Origin of the sequence: Pseudomonas sp. 21LCFQ02, from assembly GCF_024129895.2 — a bacterium.
Taxonomy (GTDB): Bacteria; Pseudomonadota; Gammaproteobacteria; order Pseudomonadales; family Pseudomonadaceae; genus Aquipseudomonas.
In genome coordinates this window covers 5692691-5711036 of sequence record NZ_CM178749.1, presented here as the reverse complement: position 1 = coordinate 5711036, position 18346 = coordinate 5692691, and the positions used below count along the sequence as shown (strand labels likewise).

At 63.2% G+C, this 18346-nt stretch carries 14 protein-coding genes; 4 read left to right on the top strand and 10 right to left on the bottom strand.

Translation table 11 applies throughout. From position 1 onward, the window contains the following. Nucleotides 1–19: 19 nt before the first annotated feature. The 5 genes from NJC40_RS25780 to mnmC form a co-directional block, all read right to left on the bottom strand. Entirely contained in the window at nucleotides 20–1090 is a 1071-nt protein-coding gene (locus tag NJC40_RS25780) for a lipocalin-like domain-containing protein (RefSeq protein ID WP_045481200.1), read from the bottom strand. Continuing rightward, nucleotides 1080–3548 carry an ABC transporter permease gene (locus tag NJC40_RS25775; RefSeq protein ID WP_253141925.1) on the bottom strand — a complete coding sequence of 823 codons (2469 nt, stop codon included), beginning with the start codon at nucleotides 3546–3548 and terminating at the stop codon, nucleotides 1080–1082. The genes NJC40_RS25780 and NJC40_RS25775 overlap by 11 nt, the downstream gene beginning before the upstream one ends. A gap of 1 nt (nucleotide 3549) precedes the next feature. Further along, nucleotides 3550–4218 (bottom strand): ABC transporter ATP-binding protein, encoded by a 669-nt coding sequence (locus NJC40_RS25770; protein WP_253141928.1) that lies wholly within the window; start codon nucleotides 4216–4218, stop codon nucleotides 3550–3552. Nucleotides 4219–4239: 21 nt separating this feature from the next. Further along, nucleotides 4240–4932: an MBL fold metallo-hydrolase gene (locus NJC40_RS25765; protein WP_045481191.1), complete on the bottom strand. Its 693-nt coding sequence runs from the start codon at nucleotides 4930–4932 to the stop codon at nucleotides 4240–4242. Between the two features lie 103 nt (nucleotides 4933–5035). Then, the gene (gene mnmC / locus NJC40_RS25760) at nucleotides 5036–7021 is read right to left on the bottom strand and encodes a bifunctional tRNA (5-methylaminomethyl-2-thiouridine)(34)-methyltransferase MnmC2/FAD-dependent 5-carboxymethylaminomethyl-2-thiouridine(34) oxidoreductase MnmC1 (protein WP_253141932.1); all 1986 of its coding nucleotides are present in this window, start codon (nucleotides 7019–7021) and stop codon (nucleotides 5036–5038) included. 128 nt (nucleotides 7022–7149) lie between these two features. On the opposite strand from mnmC, the gene pap reads away from it, so the two are divergent. Continuing rightward, nucleotides 7150–8649 carry a polyphosphate:AMP phosphotransferase gene (pap, locus tag NJC40_RS25755; protein WP_045481184.1) on the top strand — a complete coding sequence of 500 codons (1500 nt, stop codon included), beginning with the start codon at nucleotides 7150–7152 and terminating at the stop codon, nucleotides 8647–8649. Here pap and NJC40_RS25750 read toward each other — a convergent pair whose 3' ends face one another. The 3 genes from NJC40_RS25750 to NJC40_RS25740 form a co-directional block, all read right to left on the bottom strand. Beyond that, nucleotides 8650–8808, bottom strand: coding sequence for a hypothetical protein (locus tag NJC40_RS25750; RefSeq protein ID WP_158497577.1), 159 nt, complete (start codon nucleotides 8806–8808; stop codon nucleotides 8650–8652). It lies immediately after the preceding gene. 168 nt (nucleotides 8809–8976) lie between these two features. After that, the gene (locus NJC40_RS25745) at nucleotides 8977–9381 is read right to left on the bottom strand and encodes a YbaN family protein (protein WP_253141933.1); all 405 of its coding nucleotides are present in this window, start codon (nucleotides 9379–9381) and stop codon (nucleotides 8977–8979) included. A gap of 1 nt (nucleotide 9382) precedes the next feature. After that, nucleotides 9383–9970 carry a UPF0149 family protein gene (locus NJC40_RS25740; RefSeq protein WP_045481178.1) on the bottom strand — a complete coding sequence of 196 codons (588 nt, stop codon included), beginning with the start codon at nucleotides 9968–9970 and terminating at the stop codon, nucleotides 9383–9385. A gap of 201 nt (nucleotides 9971–10171) precedes the next feature. Here NJC40_RS25740 and recQ point away from each other — a divergent pair, with 201 nt between their 5' ends. From recQ to NJC40_RS25725, 3 genes are all read left to right on the top strand, one after another. Then, a complete protein-coding gene (recQ, locus tag NJC40_RS25735; protein WP_253141936.1) occupies nucleotides 10172–12310 on the top strand; it encodes a DNA helicase RecQ in 2139 nt (712 codons plus the stop codon). A 91-nt stretch (nucleotides 12311–12401) separates the two neighbouring features. Next, a complete protein-coding gene (locus NJC40_RS25730) occupies nucleotides 12402–12839 on the top strand; it encodes a MarR family transcriptional regulator (RefSeq protein ID WP_253141938.1) in 438 nt (145 codons plus the stop codon). Between the two features lie 147 nt (nucleotides 12840–12986). Continuing rightward, on the top strand, nucleotides 12987–15287 hold the full coding sequence (locus tag NJC40_RS25725) for a FimV/HubP family polar landmark protein (protein WP_253141978.1): 2301 nt from the start codon (nucleotides 12987–12989) through the stop codon (nucleotides 15285–15287). 108 nt (nucleotides 15288–15395) lie between these two features. Here the strand turns inward: NJC40_RS25725 and NJC40_RS25720 are convergent, their stop codons facing one another. Beyond that, a complete protein-coding gene (locus NJC40_RS25720) occupies nucleotides 15396–15806 on the bottom strand; it encodes a PA2817 family protein (protein ID WP_045481171.1) in 411 nt (136 codons plus the stop codon). Between the two features lie 66 nt (nucleotides 15807–15872). Continuing rightward, entirely contained in the window at nucleotides 15873–18320 is a 2448-nt protein-coding gene (locus NJC40_RS25715) for an acyl-CoA dehydrogenase (RefSeq protein WP_253141940.1), read from the bottom strand. Nucleotides 18321–18346: the final 26 nt, after the last annotated feature.

The window sequence follows — 18346 nt, the reverse complement described above, 5'->3', positions numbered from 1 at the left end:
CCTGACCGCAAACCACCGTTCAATACCCGGTCATTTCCAGATACCCGACCCCGCTCTGGCTGCCGCTGGCACGCACCGGCCCCTCCCAGTAAGGCACGTCCAGGTCCATCCACGCCTTGGCGTTGAGGGCCTCGGTGATGATCGACAGGTTCTTGCCGGGGATTTCTATCGACCAGCGGGTCGGCAGGCTCCGGCCTGCCACGCGGGTTTCGTTCAGCGGCGCAAGACGAATGTCATCGCCAGTGAGTGGCTGGATCTGGCCATCCGGCGCAATCCAGCTGCCGATCAGGTAGGCCGGCCGGGTGGTGCGACGGATGCGGTAGAGCATCAGCCGTGTGCCATCTTGTAGATGCAGAGAAAACCAGTCCCAGCCGTTCTGCTCGGCGGTCAGCGGCTGGCTGCTCCATTCCCGGTCCAGCCAGGCCTGGCCGCTGACCTGATGAGTCTGGCCGTCAATCTGCAATTGACCCTTAACCGTGTAGAACGGCTGGCTGTAGTAATACGATGCCTGGCCCTGTTCGGACTTGCGGCTGTAGCCGTGCTCGCCCTGCAGCACCATGGGGCGTTCGCTGGTCAGGTGCAGCGTGTAGCTGAAAGCGGCAGCGCTGGCTTGCAGGTGCAGGTCGCGCATCGGTTCGCTGGCGCTGCTGGTCATTGACCAGTCGTCAATCCAGGCCGCGAACGGTGTCAGGTTGACGCCGGCCTGACCGACACCGCCGCGTCCCAGGCGCTGGGCAGCGTGATGCGAGGTGGCGGAGGTGGCTGCCGCGTGCCCCATCCAGAGCGTGGTGTCTTGCCAGCCGGCGCCGCTGCTGCCGGGCTGCAGGGCATTGCGAAACAGCGTCCATTGCACGCCGAAGGGCCGGCCTTGCGGGTCTTGCAGGTTGGCCGTGACATACCACCATTCAATGCGAAAGCCCGGGTGCGGGGCGTGATCGGCAGGAAAGCTGAACGGCCGACCCGCAGTGACCTGAGTGTAGCCATCAGCCTGCCCACCCATGCCGGCAAAGCCCTGTTCTGCTGGCGGCTTGTCGTCACAGCCGGCCAGCAGCAACAGGCTCAGCACGCCAAAACGCCAGCTACTGGTCACGATCAAAGCTCCTGAGCAGGTCGGTGGGCTGGCTGCGGTACAGCCGCCAGAGCGGCCCGGCCGAGGCCAGCAAGGTGGCGAGCAGGGCCAGCGCCGTGAGGTTCAGCCATTGCAGCGGGAACAGCTGAGTGGGCAGCCGCCAGCCAAACGCCTGGACCTGAATCACCGCGTTCAGGCACCCGTTCAGCAGCACGCCCAGCGGCACAGCGGCCAGCAAAGTCAGGCTGGCCAGCAGCCAGGTCTGGGCAAGATTGAGCACTACCAGACGACGACGGTCGACCCCTAATGCCCAGAGTGGCGCCAGTTGCCCGAGACGATCCTGGCTTTGCGTCAGCAGGCTGATGAACAGCGCAATGCCCGCCACGCCAAGGATCAGGCTATTGAGCGCCGCAGTGGCGGCGAAGGTGCGTTCGAAGACTTTACCGGACCAGTCTTTAAGCTGCTGCTGATCGACGATCCGGCTATCGTCGAGGCCGAAGCGTTGTTGCAACGCGGCGCTCAACACGCCAGCGGCCTGCGGCTCGGTACGCAGGCTGAAACGGCCAGGCAGCAGGTCGGGCCAGTGCTGTAACAGTTGCCGCGAATCGACCAGCAAATGGCCACGTGAATTACCGTAGTCGGCATACAGGCCAATGATGCGTGGGTGCCAGCGCCCTTGCGGTACCGGGATTTCCAGCGAGTCACCAACGTCCAGGCCCAGACGCCGGGCCAATTGTTCGCTGAGCATCACGCTGTCCTGTTGCGCCAGTTGCTGCCAGGCGTTCTCGGCGCTGGCTGACAGCAGCGGCCAATGCTCGCGGTAATGCGCATGGTCGATCACCCCATGCAGTTCGGCTGGCCAGCCTTGCAGGCGCACACTGACTTGCCAGTCCGGCAGTACCGCTCTGACCCCCGATTGTTGCGCCAGCCAGTCGGGCAGGGTACGGGCCTGTTGCGGGGTGGCGACGGTGACGTACAACTCGGCGCTCAAGCGCTGCTCCAGCCAGGTGTTGAAGGTCTGGCGAAAGCCTGCGGTCATGCCGCCGGCGCCGATGCTTGTGGCCATCGCCAGTAACAACGCCATCAACGCCAGACTGAGGGCCGGCAACTGCTGCCGGCAATCGGCAATGAACCATTGACCCAGCACCGAATGGCTACGGCGCAGAGCCACCGCCAGCAACCCGTCGAGAATCACCGGCAGGCCCAGCGCCGCGCTGAGCAACAGTGCCGAGACCAGCACAAAACCGCTGATCAGGCTGTCACCGAACCCGGCGCCCAGCGCCACCGCCAGACCCGCCAGGGCAATCTGGCGCTGATGGCGCAGCCAGCGTTGATGCGCTTCACGCCAGGCCTGAGCACGGGCCAGCGCCAGCACTGGCAGGCGGGCGGCGCGTAGCAGGCTGCTGGTGCCGGCGAGCAGGGCACCGAGCAGCGCCACGCCGAGGCTGCCCAGCCACCAGCCCGCGCCCAGATTCAGCTGCCCGGCCACCTGTGCGCCATACAGGCCGCGCAGGCTGGCGGCCAGGTCAGGCAGCAACAGGCTGGCCAGCACAAAGCCGCTGGACACCCCGGCGATGCCGGCCAGCCCAGCCATGCCGACCAGCTCCAGGGCCAGCGCGGCCACCAGCATGCGCACGCTGACCCCGCTAGCGCGCAGGTTGCGCAGCAGGCCGCGACGTTGTTCCAGCGCCAGGCCGATAGCCGCATGGACAATGAACAGGCCGACCACGAAAGCCAAAGCCCCCAAGGCATCGAGATTGAGGTGGAAACTGTCGGTCAAGCGCGCCAGGTCGTCATTGGCATCACCGTGCTGCAGGCGTAACCGGTCGGCAAACCGCGGGAGCAGTTCTGGCTGGGTGGCGGCGAAGTCACTGGCCAGCAGCAGGCGGCTGACTTGCCCGGGCATTGCCAGCAGGGCTTGCGCCTGGCCGATATCGGTCAACAGCAGCATCGGTGGCATCGTTGCGACGCTTTGCAATGGCGGCAGGCGCTGGCCGTTGTCCAGTGCTGGTTGCTGGCCTTCCTGCAAACCCAGCGCCCGCAACGTATCGCTGGCGATCCAGGTGACGCCGGGCGGGCGCAGGAAATTCAGCAACTGGTCGTTGCCCAGCGTCTGGCCCGCCAACGCAGTGCCACGTGGCAGGGTCAACGGTTCGATGCCGAGCAGTTGCAGGCGCTCACCGTTGAGGCTGACCCGGCCTTGCAGTTGCGGCGACACCGGCCAGCCGGCCCGGCGCAGTTCGACAAACAACCGCTCGGAAAATGGCCCACCGTCGGGGCTGACCAGCCAGCTCTGGGCCTGGCCGCCGAGCAACTGACTGGCGCGCTGATAACTGTCGCGAGCCTGGCTGTTGAGCGCCTGCACGCCGGTCAGCAACCCGGTTGCCAGCCACAAGCCGACCAGCACGCCGGCCAACTGCACCGGATGACGCCGCCAGTGACTCAGCAGGGCGCACAGCGTCCAGCCGAGTGCGCTCATCTCAGTGGGCTGCGGCGTCGTCGAGCCGCCCGTTATGCAATACCACCCGGCGAGCCAGGCGCGCGGCGATGCGCGGACTGTGGGTGACCATCAGCAGGCTGGTGGGGCTGTCGGCCAACAGCTCCATGAGCAGTTGCATGACGTCGTCACTGCTGGCTTCGTCGAGATTGCCGGTCGGCTCGTCGGCGAGCAGCAAGGCCGGCCGTGCGGCCAGTGCGCGACCGATGGCCAGCCGTTGTTGCTGGCCGCCAGACAGTTGCTCGGGATAGCGATCCAGCAAGCCATTGAGACCCAGACGCTGTGCCAGTTGCGCTTGCCAGGCGCGGTCGTGGCGCCCGGCCAGACGCGCCTGAAAGGCCAGGTTGTCTGCCACCTTGAGGCTGCCGATCAGGTTGAACTGCTGGAACACCAGGCCGATACCGCTGCGCCGCCAGCGCGCCAGAGCGGATTCATTCAAGCCGTCCAGACGCTGGCCGTTGACAGCAATACAGCCGCTGTCTGGTCGGTCCAGGCCGGCAATCAGGTGCAGCAGGGTGCTCTTGCCGCTGCCCGACTCACCCATCAACGCCAGGCTTTCGCCAGGCGCCAGTTGCAGGCTCACGCCATCAAGCACTTGCAGCGGCCCCTGGGCGGTGGGGTAGTGCTTGATGAGGTCGTCAACCTGCAGCATGGCGCGGTTCTCTATGAGCGGTCAGTTTTGCCCGCAAGCCCGATTGGCCGCCAGGGCCACGTCCAGCAAGCGGGGTGGCGGCAGGTGCAGGCCGTCCATCAGCGCGGCGTACTCTTCGGCATTGGCCACTTGCAGGCGCGGATTGTGACGGCGCTCTTCGCCAATGGTCGAACAGGTCCAGCCCTTGTAGTCGTGCGCCGGGAACACCAGCGTGTCGTCGCCCAGGTCCAGCAGGCGTTGCAGGCTGGCCCACTGCTGGCGGGCGCTGCCATTTTGAAAGTCGGTGCGGCCACTGCCGCGAATCAGCAACGTGTCGCCGCTGAACAACCAGGCCGGTTGGCGGCCGCGGGCGGCGAGCAGAAAGCAGTACGAATCGCTGGTGTGCCCCGGCGTATGCCAGACCTTCAATTCGCGACTGCCAAAGGCCAGGCTCTGGCCGTCATGGAAGTTGAAGCTGGCGCAAGGCACGTGGCTTTCCTGACCCAGGCCGGTGTTGCAGCCGGTGGCATCGCGCAGATCACCCAGGCCGGTGATGTGGTCGGCGTGCGTGTGGGTGTCGATAGCCATGATCAGGCGCAGATCAAGGTCGGAAATCAACCGCAGGTAATCGTCCAGATGCTCTTTGACCGGGTCGATCAGCAGCGCCTGACCCTGATCGGCGAGCAGGTAGCTGTAAGTGGATGTCTGGCTGTCGAACAGTTGACGAAACAGCATGCGAGTCTCCGTTTTTCAGCGTGTGCAGGTAACCACCGTAGGGCTTATCGCCGCTCAGGTCAAAGCCGCCTGTGCAAATGCCTGTTACAAAAACCCGCCGAATCTAGCTTTTGCCCCCACGAATCAGGCTGCGCAGCGCGAAGCGATTGGGGTGGCAGGCCTCGGCCACACTGCGCGGCAGCGGCAACGGTTCGTCGTCCAGCCAGGCCGCGAGCAATTCGGCGCTCAACGGTGTGGTGATCAACCCTCGTGAACCATGGCCGCTGTTGACGTACAGGCCGTCGAGCCATGGACAGGCCAGGGGCGGGACCTGGCGGGCGTCTTTGCTCAGCGCCGCATAAGTGTGGGCGAACGCCTGCCCGTCAGCCAGCGGGCCGACGATAGGCAGATAATCGGGGCTGGTGCAGCGAAAGGCTGCCCGGCCTTGCAATTGCGCGCCGTCCAGACCGGCGCCATGCAGGCGCTGGCTGAGGTCCGGCGAGATGTCCTCCAGCAATTGCAGGTTGCTCTGATGTTCGGCCAGGGTCGGGCTCAAGTCCTGGTTATGAAAGTCAAAGCTTGCGCCCAGGGTATGTTCGCCGCCACGCGCCGGCGCCACGTACCCTTCGGCGCAGACCACAGTCGCGAGCGCCTGGCTGGCGGCGGTCGCCGGCAGGCGGGTGATCTGCCCGCGAATCCGTTTGAGCGGCAGCTCGGCACTCTGGCTAAAGCGCTGCACATCGGCGGCATTGGCAAGAACCACCACCGCAGCGCTGGCCAGTAACCGGTCATCGGCCCAAGCCTGCCACAGGCCATCTTCGTGGCGCAGATCCAGCGCCTGGTGGTGGGTCAGAACCGTGATATTCGGGTGCTCGACCTGTTGCTGACACAGCGCCGGCGGATGCACCCAGCCGCCCTCGGGGTAGAACAGCCCGCCGCCGGGCAGGCTCACCCCGGCCTGTTGTTCGGCGGCGTGCTGGTCCAGCACGTGCAACAGGCTGGCCGGGAAGGCTTCGGCCAGTTTTGCCTGGCGCTGCGCCTCTTTGTCATCGAACGCCAGTTGCAGCACGCCGCAGTCGTCCCAGTCGCTGCCACGCTGCAAACGCTCCAGCAGGCGCCGGGTATGGCCGAAGCCGCTGAGGATCAGTTGCGACAGCGCCGTGCCATGGGCTGAAAGCTTGAGGTACAGCACGCCCTGCGGGTTGCCCGAGGCTTCGCTGGCCAACTGTTCATGACGCTCCAGCAGGCTGACCTGCCAGCCACGCACGGCCAGGCTGCGTGCCGTGCTGCAACCGGCCAGGCCGCCGCCGATCACCAGGGCTTTGCGTTCACCGGCAGGCCGCGGTGGGCGGGCGAACCAGGGTTTGACCGCAGGGGGCGCCTCGGCTTCGTCGGGCCAACCGATAAAGGCGCCGCGAATGACTTCCCATTTATGGCCGATGCCCGGCACGCGCTTGATCTTGAAACCGGCCGCCCCCAACGCCCGGCGCACCCAGCCGGTGCTGGTGAAAGTGCCCAGCGTGGTGCCGGGCGCCGACAGCCGCGCCAGTTGCGCAAACAGCTGCTCGTTCCACATCTGAGGGTTTTTAGCCGGGGCAAAACCATCGAGAAACCAGGCGTCGATGCGCCCGTCCAGTTGTTCCAGCATCTGCTGCGCATCGCCAATCAGCAGGGTCAGGGTAATACGCCCGTCGTCGAACAGCAGCCGCTGAAAGCCTGGATGAATGGCTCGGTACTGGTGCAGTAATTGCCCGGCTTGCGCAGCCAGTTCAGGCCACAGCGCCAGGGCGCGTTGCAGGTCGGCATGGCTGAGGGGGTACTTCTCGACACTGACAAAATGCAGGCGTGCGCCGACCGGTGCACACTCGTTGAACAACTGCCAGGCGCAGAAGAAGTTCAGCCCGGTGCCGAACCCGGTTTCGCCGATGACCAGCCGCCCGTCCGCCGGCAAGGCCGTAAAGCGGGCGCGCAGGTCGTTCTGGATCAGAAACACATGTCGGGTCTCTTCCAGGCCCGCATCGGTGGCGAAATACACGTCATCGAAGGCGTTGGAGCGTGGGTTGCCGTTTTCGTCCCAGCTGAGCTGGGCGTTCTGGAAGGGGGCGGTCATGGCGGGCTCTGCGGTGGACGAGGCGGCATTTTACCCGGTCGCAGGCTGAACGGATTGACCCATCGGGCGAATTGATGGTCTTAATGGGCAAAGCGCTATCAACGAAGATTCGTAAAGGGAGTTCCAGGATGTTCGAATCCGCTGAAATCGGCCATGCCATCGACAAGCAGGCGTACGACGAGCAGGTGCCCGCGTTGCGCGAGGCATTGCTTGAAGCCCAGTACGAGTTGCATGAGCAGGCCGGGCGGCAGATCATTGTGCTGATCAATGGCATCGAGGGCGCCGGCAAGGGCGAGACGGTTAAATTGCTCAACGAGTGGATGGACCCACGCTTCATCGAGGTGCGCACCTTCGACCAGAAGACCGACGAAGAACTCGATCATCCCCCGGCCTGGCGCTACTGGCGACAATTGCCGGCCAAGGGCCGGATGGGCATTTTCTTTGGCAACTGGTACAGCCAGATGCTTCAGGACCGGGTGCATGGCCTGCTCAAGGACGCGCAACTCGACCAGGCGATCAGCGGCGCGGAGCGGCTGGAAAAGATGCTCAGCGATGAAGGCGCGATCATCTTCAAATTCTGGTTCCATCTGTCGCGTAAACAGATGAAACAACGCCTCAAAAGCCTGCGCGACGATCCGCTGCACAGCTGGCGCATCAGCCCGCTGGACTGGCAGCAGTCCAAGACCTACGACAAATTTGTGCGCTTCGGCGAGCGGGTGCTGCGCCGCAGCAGCCGTGAATATGCGCCCTGGCATGTGATCGAAGGCGCCGATGCCAACTATCGCAGCCTGACCGTTGGCCGTTTACTGCTCGAAGGCATGCAGGCGGCGCTGAACACCCCGCCAGTCGAACCCCAGGCGCTGGCGGTCGGACCGCGCGGCACCCATGACGATGAACTGACCCTGCTCGACAGCCTCGATTTGAACCAGCAACTGGACAAGGATGAGTACGAGCATCTGTTGATCACCCAGCAGGCGCGTCTGTCGCGCAACATGCGTGACAAACGCATGAAACGCCATGCGCTGGTGGCCGTGTTCGAAGGCAACGATGCGGCCGGCAAGGGCGGCGCGATCCGCCGCGTGGCGGCGGCGCTGGACCCGCGCCAGTACCACATCGTGCCGATTGCCGCGCCGACCGAAGACGAACGCGCCCAGCCGTACTTGTGGCGTTTCTGGCGGCAGATCCCGGCACGCGGCAAGTTCACCGTGTTTGATCGCTCCTGGTATGGCCGGGTGCTGGTCGAGCGAGTCGAGGGCTTCTGCAGCGAGACCGACTGGTTACGCGCCTACGGCGAGATCAACGACTTCGAAGAGCAGTTGACCGACGCCGGGGTGGTGGTGGTCAAGTTCTGGCTGGCGATCGACGAGCAGACCCAGCTGGAGCGTTTTCAGGCCAGGGAAGAGATCCCGTTCAAACGCCACAAAATCACCGAAGACGATTGGCGCAACCGCGAAAAATGGCCGCAATATCGCCGCGCAGTCGGTGACATGGTTGACCGCACCAGCACCTCGATTGCGCCGTGGACGTTGGTGGAGGCCAACGACAAGCGCTGGGCGCGGGTCAAGGTGCTGCGTACCCTCAACGAAGCGCTGGAAGCGGCATTTGCCCGCGACAGCAAGAAAAAATAGTTACGCAGGCCGCTGATCGCTGGCGTGCTGCGCGGGGGTGCAGTCTCTGAGCGTTGGCGCAGCATCGTGCCGCTCGGGGCTGCGGTTCGGCAGGTTGGCAGCCAACGCTTCGGCCAGGGCACGCAGGATGGCGCTGTACAGGGGAGGGAGGTCACGCATGGGGTTGTCCTTGATCAATGGTGATGTCCACGCGCTGCAACGGTCTTGGGCGTTACAGCGGCGTAACAACAGCTAAGAACAACTTTGCGCGAAGGTCAGACGTTTTTTGCATAACGCTTATAGCGGTTTTGCCAACGCGCAGGCAGGCCTGAAAGACCAATACCGTGTCTAGCGGCGCGGTGGCAGGGTTTTCTGGGTTGCAATCCATAGGCTGACTAATAACGCACAGAGCAGCAACAGCACGCGCACCCAGGTCAGCGGCACGAACCAGCACGACACCCCGATGCTGAACCACATCAGGCCGATGGCGTAGACCTTGGCTTTGAGCGGAATGCCATGACCTTCCAGATAGTCCCGGATCCACGGGCCCAGGCGCGGGTGTTCGACCAGCCAGCGGTAAAATCGCGGCGAACTGCGCGCGAAACACGCCGCGGCCAGCAACAGGAAGGGAGTGGTGGGCAGCACCGGCAGGAAGATGCCGATGATTCCGAGCAGGACACTCAGCCAGCCGATCGCCAGCAGTGCATAGCGCACCAGCCCGTGTGAGCGGGTGCGCGATGACGGGGTGACCAACTCAGTGGTGGCGAGGCTTGAGGATTGCCGGTTTTTCTTCCGGTGCCTGGCACAGCAGGAACAGGGCTGTCAGGGCTTCAGGGATCTGGACAATCATGTCGTCCATCAGGCCGGCGTCCTGGGCGATGTCGGCGAATTCCGGTTGTTCGTCGAACAGGCCCGAACCGACCATGATCGGCAGCAGCATTTCACTGACTTCTTCCTCGGCGCTTTCGAACCAGGCGTTCTCGCGCAGGAACACGCCTTCCATGAAGCCGATGCACCAGCCGCGTAGTTCCGAGTCGTCCGGGTCGTCGCCCAGGTCCAGGTCGCAAGGCAGTTCGAACTCTTCGTCCGAGGCCAATTGGCGGGCAATATGCGCTTGCAACAAGACCAGAGTGGTTTCGATTTCTTCGCGCTGCGCGTCGCTGGCGTAGTGCGGTGGCTCAGCGAACAGTGCTTCGATCCACTCGCGCTCAGGCACCTGCTCCGAGCAGATTGACAGGGCGGTCAGGTAGCCATGGGCGGCCACGTAGTCCAGTGCTTCATCGTGCAGATCATCTGCATCAAGGAAGACTTGCAGGCGGGTAAGTTGCTCAGCGAAGGACATTGACGGACTACCTTGGAAATAAACGATGCCAAATTCTAGGCTCTCAACGGCCTGGGCGCCAGCAGCGTGAGCACTGCCGGGCAATATTGACAGCTGATGTACAGAGCCTCCGCTGAGTAGGGCGCTCGGGTATACTGACGCGTTTGTAGCCGCGCGGCTCGACCGACGCGGCCTGTTGTAGCAGCACAACCCGGGGTTTTTATGCTCGAACAGGCTCAACGCATTCTCAAGGACATCTTCGGCTACGACAGCTTCCGGGGGCGCCAGGGTGCGATTATCGAGCGCGTGGCCAGCGGCGGCGATGCTTTGGTGTTAATGCCCACCGGCGGCGGCAAATCGCTGTGCTTCCAGGTGCCCGGCCTGTTGCGCGACGGCCTTTGCGTGGTAGTGTCGCCGCTGATCGCGTTGATGGACGACCAGGTGGCGACCCTCGATGAACTGGGGGTGTCGGCCGCCGCGCTGAACTCGACCCTGAGCGCCGAGCAGCAGCGTGAACTGGCCGCGCGCATGCGCCAGGGCCAGCTCAAAATGCTTTACCTGGCGCCCGAGCGGCTGGTTCAGCCGCGTATGTTGTCGTTCCTGCAGAACCTCAATATTGCGCTGTTCGCTATTGATGAAGCGCACTGTGTATCGCAATGGGGTCATGATTTCCGTCCCGAATACCTGCAACTGGGTCAACTGGCCGAGCTGTTTCCCGATGTGCCGCGCATCGCCCTGACGGCTACAGCCGACAAGCGGACCCGCGAAGAGATCGTCACCCGTCTGCATTTGCAAAATGCCGAGCGCTTTTTGTCGAGCTTCGACCGGCCCAACATCTTTTATCGCATCGTGCCCAAAGAGCAGCCGCGCAAGCAGTTGCTCGCGTTCCTGTCCGAGCGGCGCAGTGATGCCGGTATTGTTTATTGCCTGTCGCGCAAAAAGGTTGAGGAAGTGGCCGAGTTTCTCAGCAACAGCGGCTACCCGGCGCTGCCTTACCACGCCGGCCTGCCCGCCGAGACCCGGGCCAGCAACCAGCGGCGCTTCCTTAACGAGGAAGGCCTGATCATGGTCGCCACCGTGGCGTTTGGCATGGGCATCGACAAGCCCAACGTGCGCTTTGTCGCGCACCTGGACCTGCCCAAGTCGCTGGAAGCTTATTATCAGGAGACCGGCCGCGCAGGGCGTGACGGTTTGCCCGCTGACGCCTGGATGGCCTACGGCCTGCAGGATGTGCTGATGCTCAAGCAAATGCTGCAAAACTCTGAGGGCGACGAGCGGCACAAGCGCCTGGAGCAGCACAAGCTCGATGCCATGCTGGCACTGTGTGAAGAAACTCGCTGCCGACGCCAGGCACTGCTGGCCTACTTCGACGAAGAGCTGCCACAACCCTGTGGGCACTGTGACAATTGCGTCGACGGGGTGCAGACCTGGGATGCCACCGAGCCTGCCCGCCAGGCGCTGTCGGCGATCTACCGGACCGGCCAGCGCTACGGGGTGGGCCATCTGGTGGACGTCTTGCTCGGCAAGTCTACCGACAAGGTGCAGAACTTCGGTCATCAGCATCTGGCGGTGTTCGGGGTTGGCAAAAGCCGCTCGGAAGGTGAGTGGCGCACCTTGTTCCGGCAACTGGTCGCCCGTGGCCTGGCCGATATCGACCTGGAAGGTTACGGCGGGCTGCGCCTGACCGACAGTTGCCGGCCCTTGCTGCGCGGTGAGGTCAGCCTAGAACTGCGCCGCGATCTCAAGACCCAGACCAGTACCAGCCGCAGTAGCGGCGGCAGCGGTAGCCCGGCCAGCCAACTGGTGCGTGGTGAAGAGCGCGAACAGTGGGACGCGCTGCGTGCCCTGCGCCGACGCCTGGCGCAAGAGCATGGGGTGCCGCCGTACGTTATCTTTCCGGACTCGACCCTGCTGGAAATGCTCCGGGGTCAGCCACGCTCCATGGCCGAGATGGCCAGGGTCAGTGGCGTGGGCGCGCGCAAGCTGGAGCGTTACGGCGAAGCCTTCCTTGAAGTGCTCAGTGGTCAGGCCGAGGCGCCCAAGGTGGTGGCCGACCTGCGCCACGAACTGATCAGTCTGGCCCGTGCCGGCATGACCCCGATTCAGATCGCCGGGCAGTTGCAATGCTCGGAAAAGAATGTCTACAGCCTGCTGGCTGAAGCCATTGCCGGCCAGCAACTGTCGCTTGAGCAGGCGCTTGATCTGCAAGCCGAACTGCAAGAAGAAATCCAGGACGCGTTTCTCGACGGCGAGGGCGAGCTGCCGGCGGTCAGCGATGTGGCCGCGCAATTCAGCGGTCGGGTCCCTGAAGGGGTGTTGTATTGCGTGCGTGCCGCCCTGCAGTCGGAGTTCGAGGCGTAACAGGTTGCGACGAAAGGTCTCGGCGCTGCGCTTGATCGCGGCCAGAGGCCATGCTTAGCTGGCTAATAATTAGATTAACCATGAGTTTGTTATGCCTTTGACTGATGAACACCGCTTCGGGATGCAACTGGCCCAGATGACCCGTGGCTGGCGCGCCGAGCTGGACCGGCGTCTGGCGGGGCTGGGCTTGTCCCAGGCCCGCTGGCTGGTGCTGCTGCATCTGGCCCGCTTCAATGATGAGGCGCCGACCCAGCGTGAGCTGGCGCAAAGCGTCGGCGTCGAAGGGCCGACCCTGGCCCGCCTGCTCGACAGCCTTGAAACCCAAGGCCTGGTTCGCCGCCAGGCGGTTGTCGAAGACCGTCGGGCGAAGAAGATCCTGCTCTGCGACAGCGCCGCGCCGCTGATCGCGCAGATCGAATCCATCGCCAATGCTCTGCGCGCCGAGTTGCTCACCGGTGTCGATGAAACAGAACTGCAACTTTGCATGCGTGTGCATGCGCGCATACTGGAAAACCTGGAAAGAACCTGAAGCGTGGCACCGGGTTCTCGCTCATACTTGGGCGCAATTCAATGCGGGAAGCCAGGACCGGTTTCCATAAGGGGTCGCATGCTGAACAGAGTGGAGCGCGGCGTAAAAGTTGCCCTGAAAGCGGGCGGACGTCGCCACGGGTTGGCGATGTGGGTAGCGCTTTGCTCGCTGGGCTGGTCGGGTATGGCCGCGGCATTGGGGATGGGCGAGATCCGTTTGCACTCGGCGCTCAACCAGCCGTTGAACGCCGAGATTCAGTTGATTGAGACCGCTGGCCTCGACCCTGAAGACATCGTCGTCAAGCTTGCTTCACCCGACGCATTCACCAAAGCGGGTATAGAACGGGTCTTCTTCCTCAATGACCTGCGCTTTACGCCGGTCATCCGCGGCAATAGTGGCTATATACAGGTCTCGTCGAACAAGGCTGTGGTAGAACCCTACCTGAGCTTTGTCGTGCAGTTGTCCAGACCCAACGGTGACCTGCTGCACGAATACACCTTGTTGCTCGATCCGGCCAACACCCCCGAGGGCCTGGCGGCGACGCGTAACCGCAAGCCGCTTCAAGAAACAACCGTGCAGGATTCGCGCATGCCCAAGGCGCCCCCCATGGCGGTGCAGGGCAAGCATTACATCGTTACCGACGGCGACACGCTCAACAGCATCGCTCGCCGGTTGCAGGGCCCCGGCAGCAACGGTTCGGCGGCGCAACTGGCAGACGGCATCCAGGCGCTCAACCCGCAGGCATTTCCGACTGGCGCGGGCAGTGCCCTGCGGGCCGGGCAAAACCTGCTGTTACCAGACGCTGCGGTAGTTCCCAAACCGCCTGCAGTCGAACCGTCAGCCGCTGACGCCGTTGCAGTGCCTGTTGTGGCGGATGCCCAGAAAGCGGCGCAACTGGCTGCCGATGCCATTGAAAACCAACAGCTCGAAGACTTGAAGAGCCTCAATCGCGCGTTGCAGGAACAGGTGTTCGAGCGCGACAAGGCCGTCACTGTCTTGCAGGCCCGGCTGGCCGAAATGCGTGACGCCGCTCAGGCTCCGGACCTGAGCACGCGAGCGATTGCCGGTAACCCGGCGGCACCTGCTGCTGTGGTTGCGCCAGCCGCTGCGCCCGCAGCTGAACAGGCCAGCACCGACAATCCTCTGTTCAGCCTGCCGGTGTTACTCGGTGTGGTTGCAGCGTTGCTGCTGTTGATCCTCGGTTTGCGGCTGCGCCAACGTCGCCAGAGCGTGTCGACGTCTGAGCATATTGAGCCCGCCGCCAGTGACGAGCGGCTGATCAAGCCGGCTCAAGCGGTGGCGCTGCCTGTCTACGAAGTTCCTGTCGTCGCGCCTCCGGCTGCCGCGCCTGCGCAGAGCGCCAGTAAAGGCGCGTCGTTGAACAAGGTAACGAGCAGCCAGCGTCTTTCCGGGGCGGCGCCGGATGCGTTGGATGGTGTGAGCATCTACATCGCTTATGGACGTTTTAATGAAGCCTTGGCTATCTTGCGTGATGCCCTGAGCAAGCAACCTGAGCGAGCAGATGTTCGCGAACGTATTCTTGAGCTGCTTGGCGAGCAGGGCGACATTGCGGGATTCGAGCAGCAAGAGCAGGCAGCATTGGAACATGGCCTGAGTCGTGAACAGATCCAGGGAATACGTGATCGTTACCCGCAGCTCAAACCATCACCCGCCGTTGCCGCCACAGGGGTGGCCGTGGGCGCCGCAGCGGCGGCTGCTGCGGTTACCGCGATGGTCGGACCGGCAGTTGCTGAACCCGCGCAGCCGAAGCCCGAGGCCCCGGCACAACTGGACGAAACTGCAGCCGCTGCGCTCAATCCGGAGCACGACGATGAGTTCCAGCTGAACCTGGATGATTTGTCCATGGACGCTGACTGGGATCTGGTCGATCCGTTTGACAAACCAGCGCACCATGGCAAGGCCGAGGTGCCCGAGGCTGCACCGCTGGATCCGCACTTTGCATCCAACCTTACCGAATTGCCGGAAGTTTTCGAACTCGATGACGAGCCGTTTCGGGGGGCGTCTGTCGAGTCCGCGCAAGCTCTTGAGGCGGGTGATTCCCTGGACCTGGATTATGGTGCAGATGATTCTATCGAGATCATCGCGCCCTCCGGTGTCGATCAGTCGCTGTCGGGCTTTGATCTGCTGGACGGGCTGGAGGGGTTTTCCGGGCTGGATGAGCAGAACATCCAACCCATCGAACTGGTCGAGCCCGTCGGCAATGACGCGCTGGACGATGCATTTCTCGACAGCTTTGCCGACGACGACGGCATGGAATTCGACCTGATGGAACTGGACGAAGAGCCGCTGACTCAAGTCAATCAGGCTCAGTTGATGATCGATGAAGGTGACGTTGACGGCGCGCGGCGGCTGCTGGAACAGGTGGTTGAATACGGCGACGAGGCGCATCAGCAGATGGCCAGAGACTTGTTGTCGAGCCTGGACTGATTCTTCAGGCAAACAAAAGGGGTCGATCACGACCCCTTTTTCTTTCCCCCAAAAACCATGGCGCTGCCTGCGCGGCTAAAGCGGAGCACCGCCCGGCCACTCCTGCAATCAGTGCGACGGCCCTTGGGTGTTCAGCGACAGCAGCTGTTTTTCCTGAGCCCAGTCGAAGGGTTCGTCATTTTCTTCGGCTTCAAAGCGACGCTCCTCCAGGGCCTGATAGAGGTCGATCTCTTCATCTGGCATGAAGTGCAGGCAGTCGCCGCCGAAGAACCACAGCAGGTCGCGAGGCACCAGGTGGGCGATCTGCGGGTAACGTTGAATCACCTGGCACATCAGGTCCTGGCCCAGATACTGGCTTTGCAGCGGGTCTTGCGGCAGTTGCTCGATCAACTCGTCGAAGCGCTCCATGAACAGCGCGTGGTTGGCTTCTTCCACCTGCTCGGCCTCGCCCAAGGCAACCAGAATGCTGCGCAGGTGGGTCAGCAGAGCCAGATGATGGTTGAGAATGGCGTCGGCCATGATGAAATCCTCGGATGTAAAAAAGGCGCGAGAGTATAAGCCTCATCGCGCCCGCTGTGGGATTGGTTATCTGACCTTGTCAGGCGCAGGCGCCAACTGCTCTTTGCTGAAATCGTCGACGTCGATCACTTTGCGCCGCGCCTGCTCGGCTTGTTCCAGGCTGTGCGCTTCTGCGCTCTGCAGCACTGCGGCGCGTAACGCGGCGTCAATCAGCGACTCGTCACCTTGCACCTGAACCTGCCCCGATTTGACCGCCAGTTGCAGTTTGCGGCGTATCGCCTGACTGCCTTGTACCTGCTGGTGGGCATGGTTGAGCGCACCGACGGCATCCTCCTGCGCTTGCGGGCGGTAGCAACCAGCCAGCAGTTGCTCCAGGGCCGGATCACCTTTGCTGCGGCCCAGCAGTTGCGCGACTCGGGCATCGAGAGCGTCGTCAGGGCCTTTGTGACGGCGACCGAACGGAAATACCACCGCCCGCAACGCACAGCCCAGCAAGCGGTTGGGGAAATTGCGCAGCAACTGATCGAGCGCCCGCTCGGACTCGCCGAGGCTTTCTTCCATGGCCCACTGCAACAGCGGGCGCAGATAATCAGGCGAGTCAAGATCGTGGTAGCGCTTGAGCGCTGCCGACCCCAGGTAAAGATGGCTGAGCACATCGCCCAGGCGCGCCGACAGGCGCTCGCGGCGTTTCAGCTCGCCGCCGAGCAGCATCATGCTCAGGTCAGCCAGCAGGGCAAAGGCGGCGGCCTGACGGTCCAGCGCGCGGAAATAGCCTTGGCTGAGACTGTCGCCGGGACGTTTGTCAAAGCGTCCCAGGCCCAGATTGAGTATCAGGGTGCTGGCGGCGTTGCCCACCGCAAAACCGATATGGCACATCAGCAGGTCATCGAACTCGTACAGTGCCCGGTCATGATCTTCACGGCTGGCCAAGGCCATTTCCTTGAGTACGAACGGGTGGCAGCGGATCGCGCCCTGACCGAAGATCATCAGGTTGCGCGAGAGAATGTTCGCGCCTTCGACGGTGATGAAGATCGGTGCGGTCTGCCAGTTGCGCGCCAGGTAGTTGTTCGGACCCATGACGATGCCTTTACCGCCATGCACATCCATGGCGTGGCTGATGCATTCACGGCCGCGTTCGGTCAGGTGGTATTTGAGGATCGCCGACAGTACCGAAGGTTTTTCGCCCAGATCCACAGCATTGGCCGTCAGGATCCGTGCGCTGTCCATCAGCCAGGCATTGCCGCCGATCCGTGCCAACGCTTCTTGGATACCTTCGAAGGCTGACAGTGGAACGTTGAACTGCTCGCGTACCTGCGCGTACTGGCCAGTGACCAGGCTGGTGTACTTGGCCGCGCCGGTGCCTACCGCTGGCAACGAGATGGAGCGGCCCACCGACAGGCAGTTCATCAGCATCATCCAGCCCTTGCCAAGCATTTGCTGGCCACCGATCAGGTAATCCAGCGGCACAAATACATCCTTGCCGCTGTTCGGCCCGTTCATGAAGGCGGCGCCCAGCGGCAGGTGACGGCGGCCGATCTCGACACCGGGGGTATCGGTGGGGATCAGCGCCAGGCTGATGCCCAGTTCGGTCTGCTCGCCGAGCAGATGATCAGGGTCGTAGGCTTTGAACGCTAGGCCCAGCAAGGTCGCCACCGGGCCGAGGGTGATGTAGCGTTTTTCCCAGTTCAGGCGCAGGCCGATGACTTCCTGACCCTGCCACTGGCCTTTACAGATGATCCCGGTGTCGGGCATTGCCCCGGCGTCGGAGCCTGCCAGTGGGCCGGTGAGGGCAAAGCAGGGAATGTCGTCGCCACGGGCCAGGCGGGGCAGGTAATGGTTACGCTGTTCTTCGGTGCCGTAATGCAGCAGCAATTCTGCCGGGCCGAGCGAGTTGGGCACCATCACAGTGGAGGCCAGGTCGCCACTGCGGGTCGCCAGCTTCATTGCGACTTGCGAGTGCGCGTAGGCAGAGAAGCCCTTGCCGCCATACTGCTTGGGAATGATCAGGGCAAAGAAGCCATGCGCTTTGATGTGCGCCCAGGCCTCTGGTGGCAAGTCCATGTCCTGGCCGATCTGCCAGTCGCTGACCAGCGCGCAGAGTTCTTCGGTCGGGCCATCGATGAACGCCTGCTCTTCTTCGGTCAGGGTCGCTGGCGGGTAGGCGAGCAGGGTGTTCCAGTCCGGGCGACCGCTGAACAGCTCGCCATCCCACCACACAGTACCGGCGTCGATGGCATCGCGCTCGGTGTCGGACATCGGCGGCAACACTTTCTTGAACCATTTGAACATCGGCGCACTGAAGTGTTTGCGGCGCAGCTCCGGCAGCACCAACGGCAGCAGCACGGCCAGCCATGCCAGCCAGAAAATGCCCAGCAACCAGCCCGGCGCGTGGCTCCAGATGCCCATGGCCAGCAGATAAAGGGCGATTACACCCAATATTGCGATAGGGGTAACGCGGCGGTGCGCCAGCCAGGCGCTGCCTACCAGCAATCCTGCGATCCACAACAACAGCATAAATAATCCTCCGTGACGGCGACGGT

Excerpts from the sequence above, each read along its gene's own strand:
- NJC40_RS25730 (WP_253141938.1), top strand. The coding sequence starts at position 12,402 with ATGCCTTTGACTGATGAACACCGCTTCGGGATGCAACTGGCCCAGATG.
- NJC40_RS25715 (WP_253141940.1), bottom strand. The coding sequence starts at position 18,320 with ATGCTGTTGTTGTGGATCGCAGGATTGCTGGTAGGCAGCGCCTGGCTG.
- NJC40_RS25740 (WP_045481178.1), bottom strand. The coding sequence starts at position 9,970 with ATGTCCTTCGCTGAGCAACTTACCCGCCTGCAAGTCTTCCTTGATGCA.
- NJC40_RS25725 (WP_253141978.1), top strand. The coding sequence starts at position 12,987 with ATGTGGGTAGCGCTTTGCTCGCTGGGCTGGTCGGGTATGGCCGCGGCA.
- NJC40_RS25770 (WP_253141928.1), bottom strand. The coding sequence starts at position 4,218 with ATGCTGCAGGTTGACGACCTCATCAAGCACTACCCCACCGCCCAGGGG.
- pap (WP_045481184.1), top strand. The coding sequence starts at position 7,150 with ATGTTCGAATCCGCTGAAATCGGCCATGCCATCGACAAGCAGGCGTAC.
- recQ (WP_253141936.1), top strand. The coding sequence starts at position 10,172 with ATGCTCGAACAGGCTCAACGCATTCTCAAGGACATCTTCGGCTACGAC.
- NJC40_RS25720 (WP_045481171.1), bottom strand. The coding sequence starts at position 15,806 with ATGGCCGACGCCATTCTCAACCATCATCTGGCTCTGCTGACCCACCTG.
- NJC40_RS25750 (WP_158497577.1), bottom strand. The coding sequence starts at position 8,808 with ATGCGTGACCTCCCTCCCCTGTACAGCGCCATCCTGCGTGCCCTGGCC.
- mnmC (WP_253141932.1), bottom strand. The coding sequence starts at position 7,021 with ATGACCGCCCCCTTCCAGAACGCCCAGCTCAGCTGGGACGAAAACGGC.
- NJC40_RS25765 (WP_045481191.1), bottom strand. The coding sequence starts at position 4,932 with ATGCTGTTTCGTCAACTGTTCGACAGCCAGACATCCACTTACAGCTAC.
- NJC40_RS25775 (WP_253141925.1), bottom strand. The coding sequence starts at position 3,548 with ATGAGCGCACTCGGCTGGACGCTGTGCGCCCTGCTGAGTCACTGGCGG.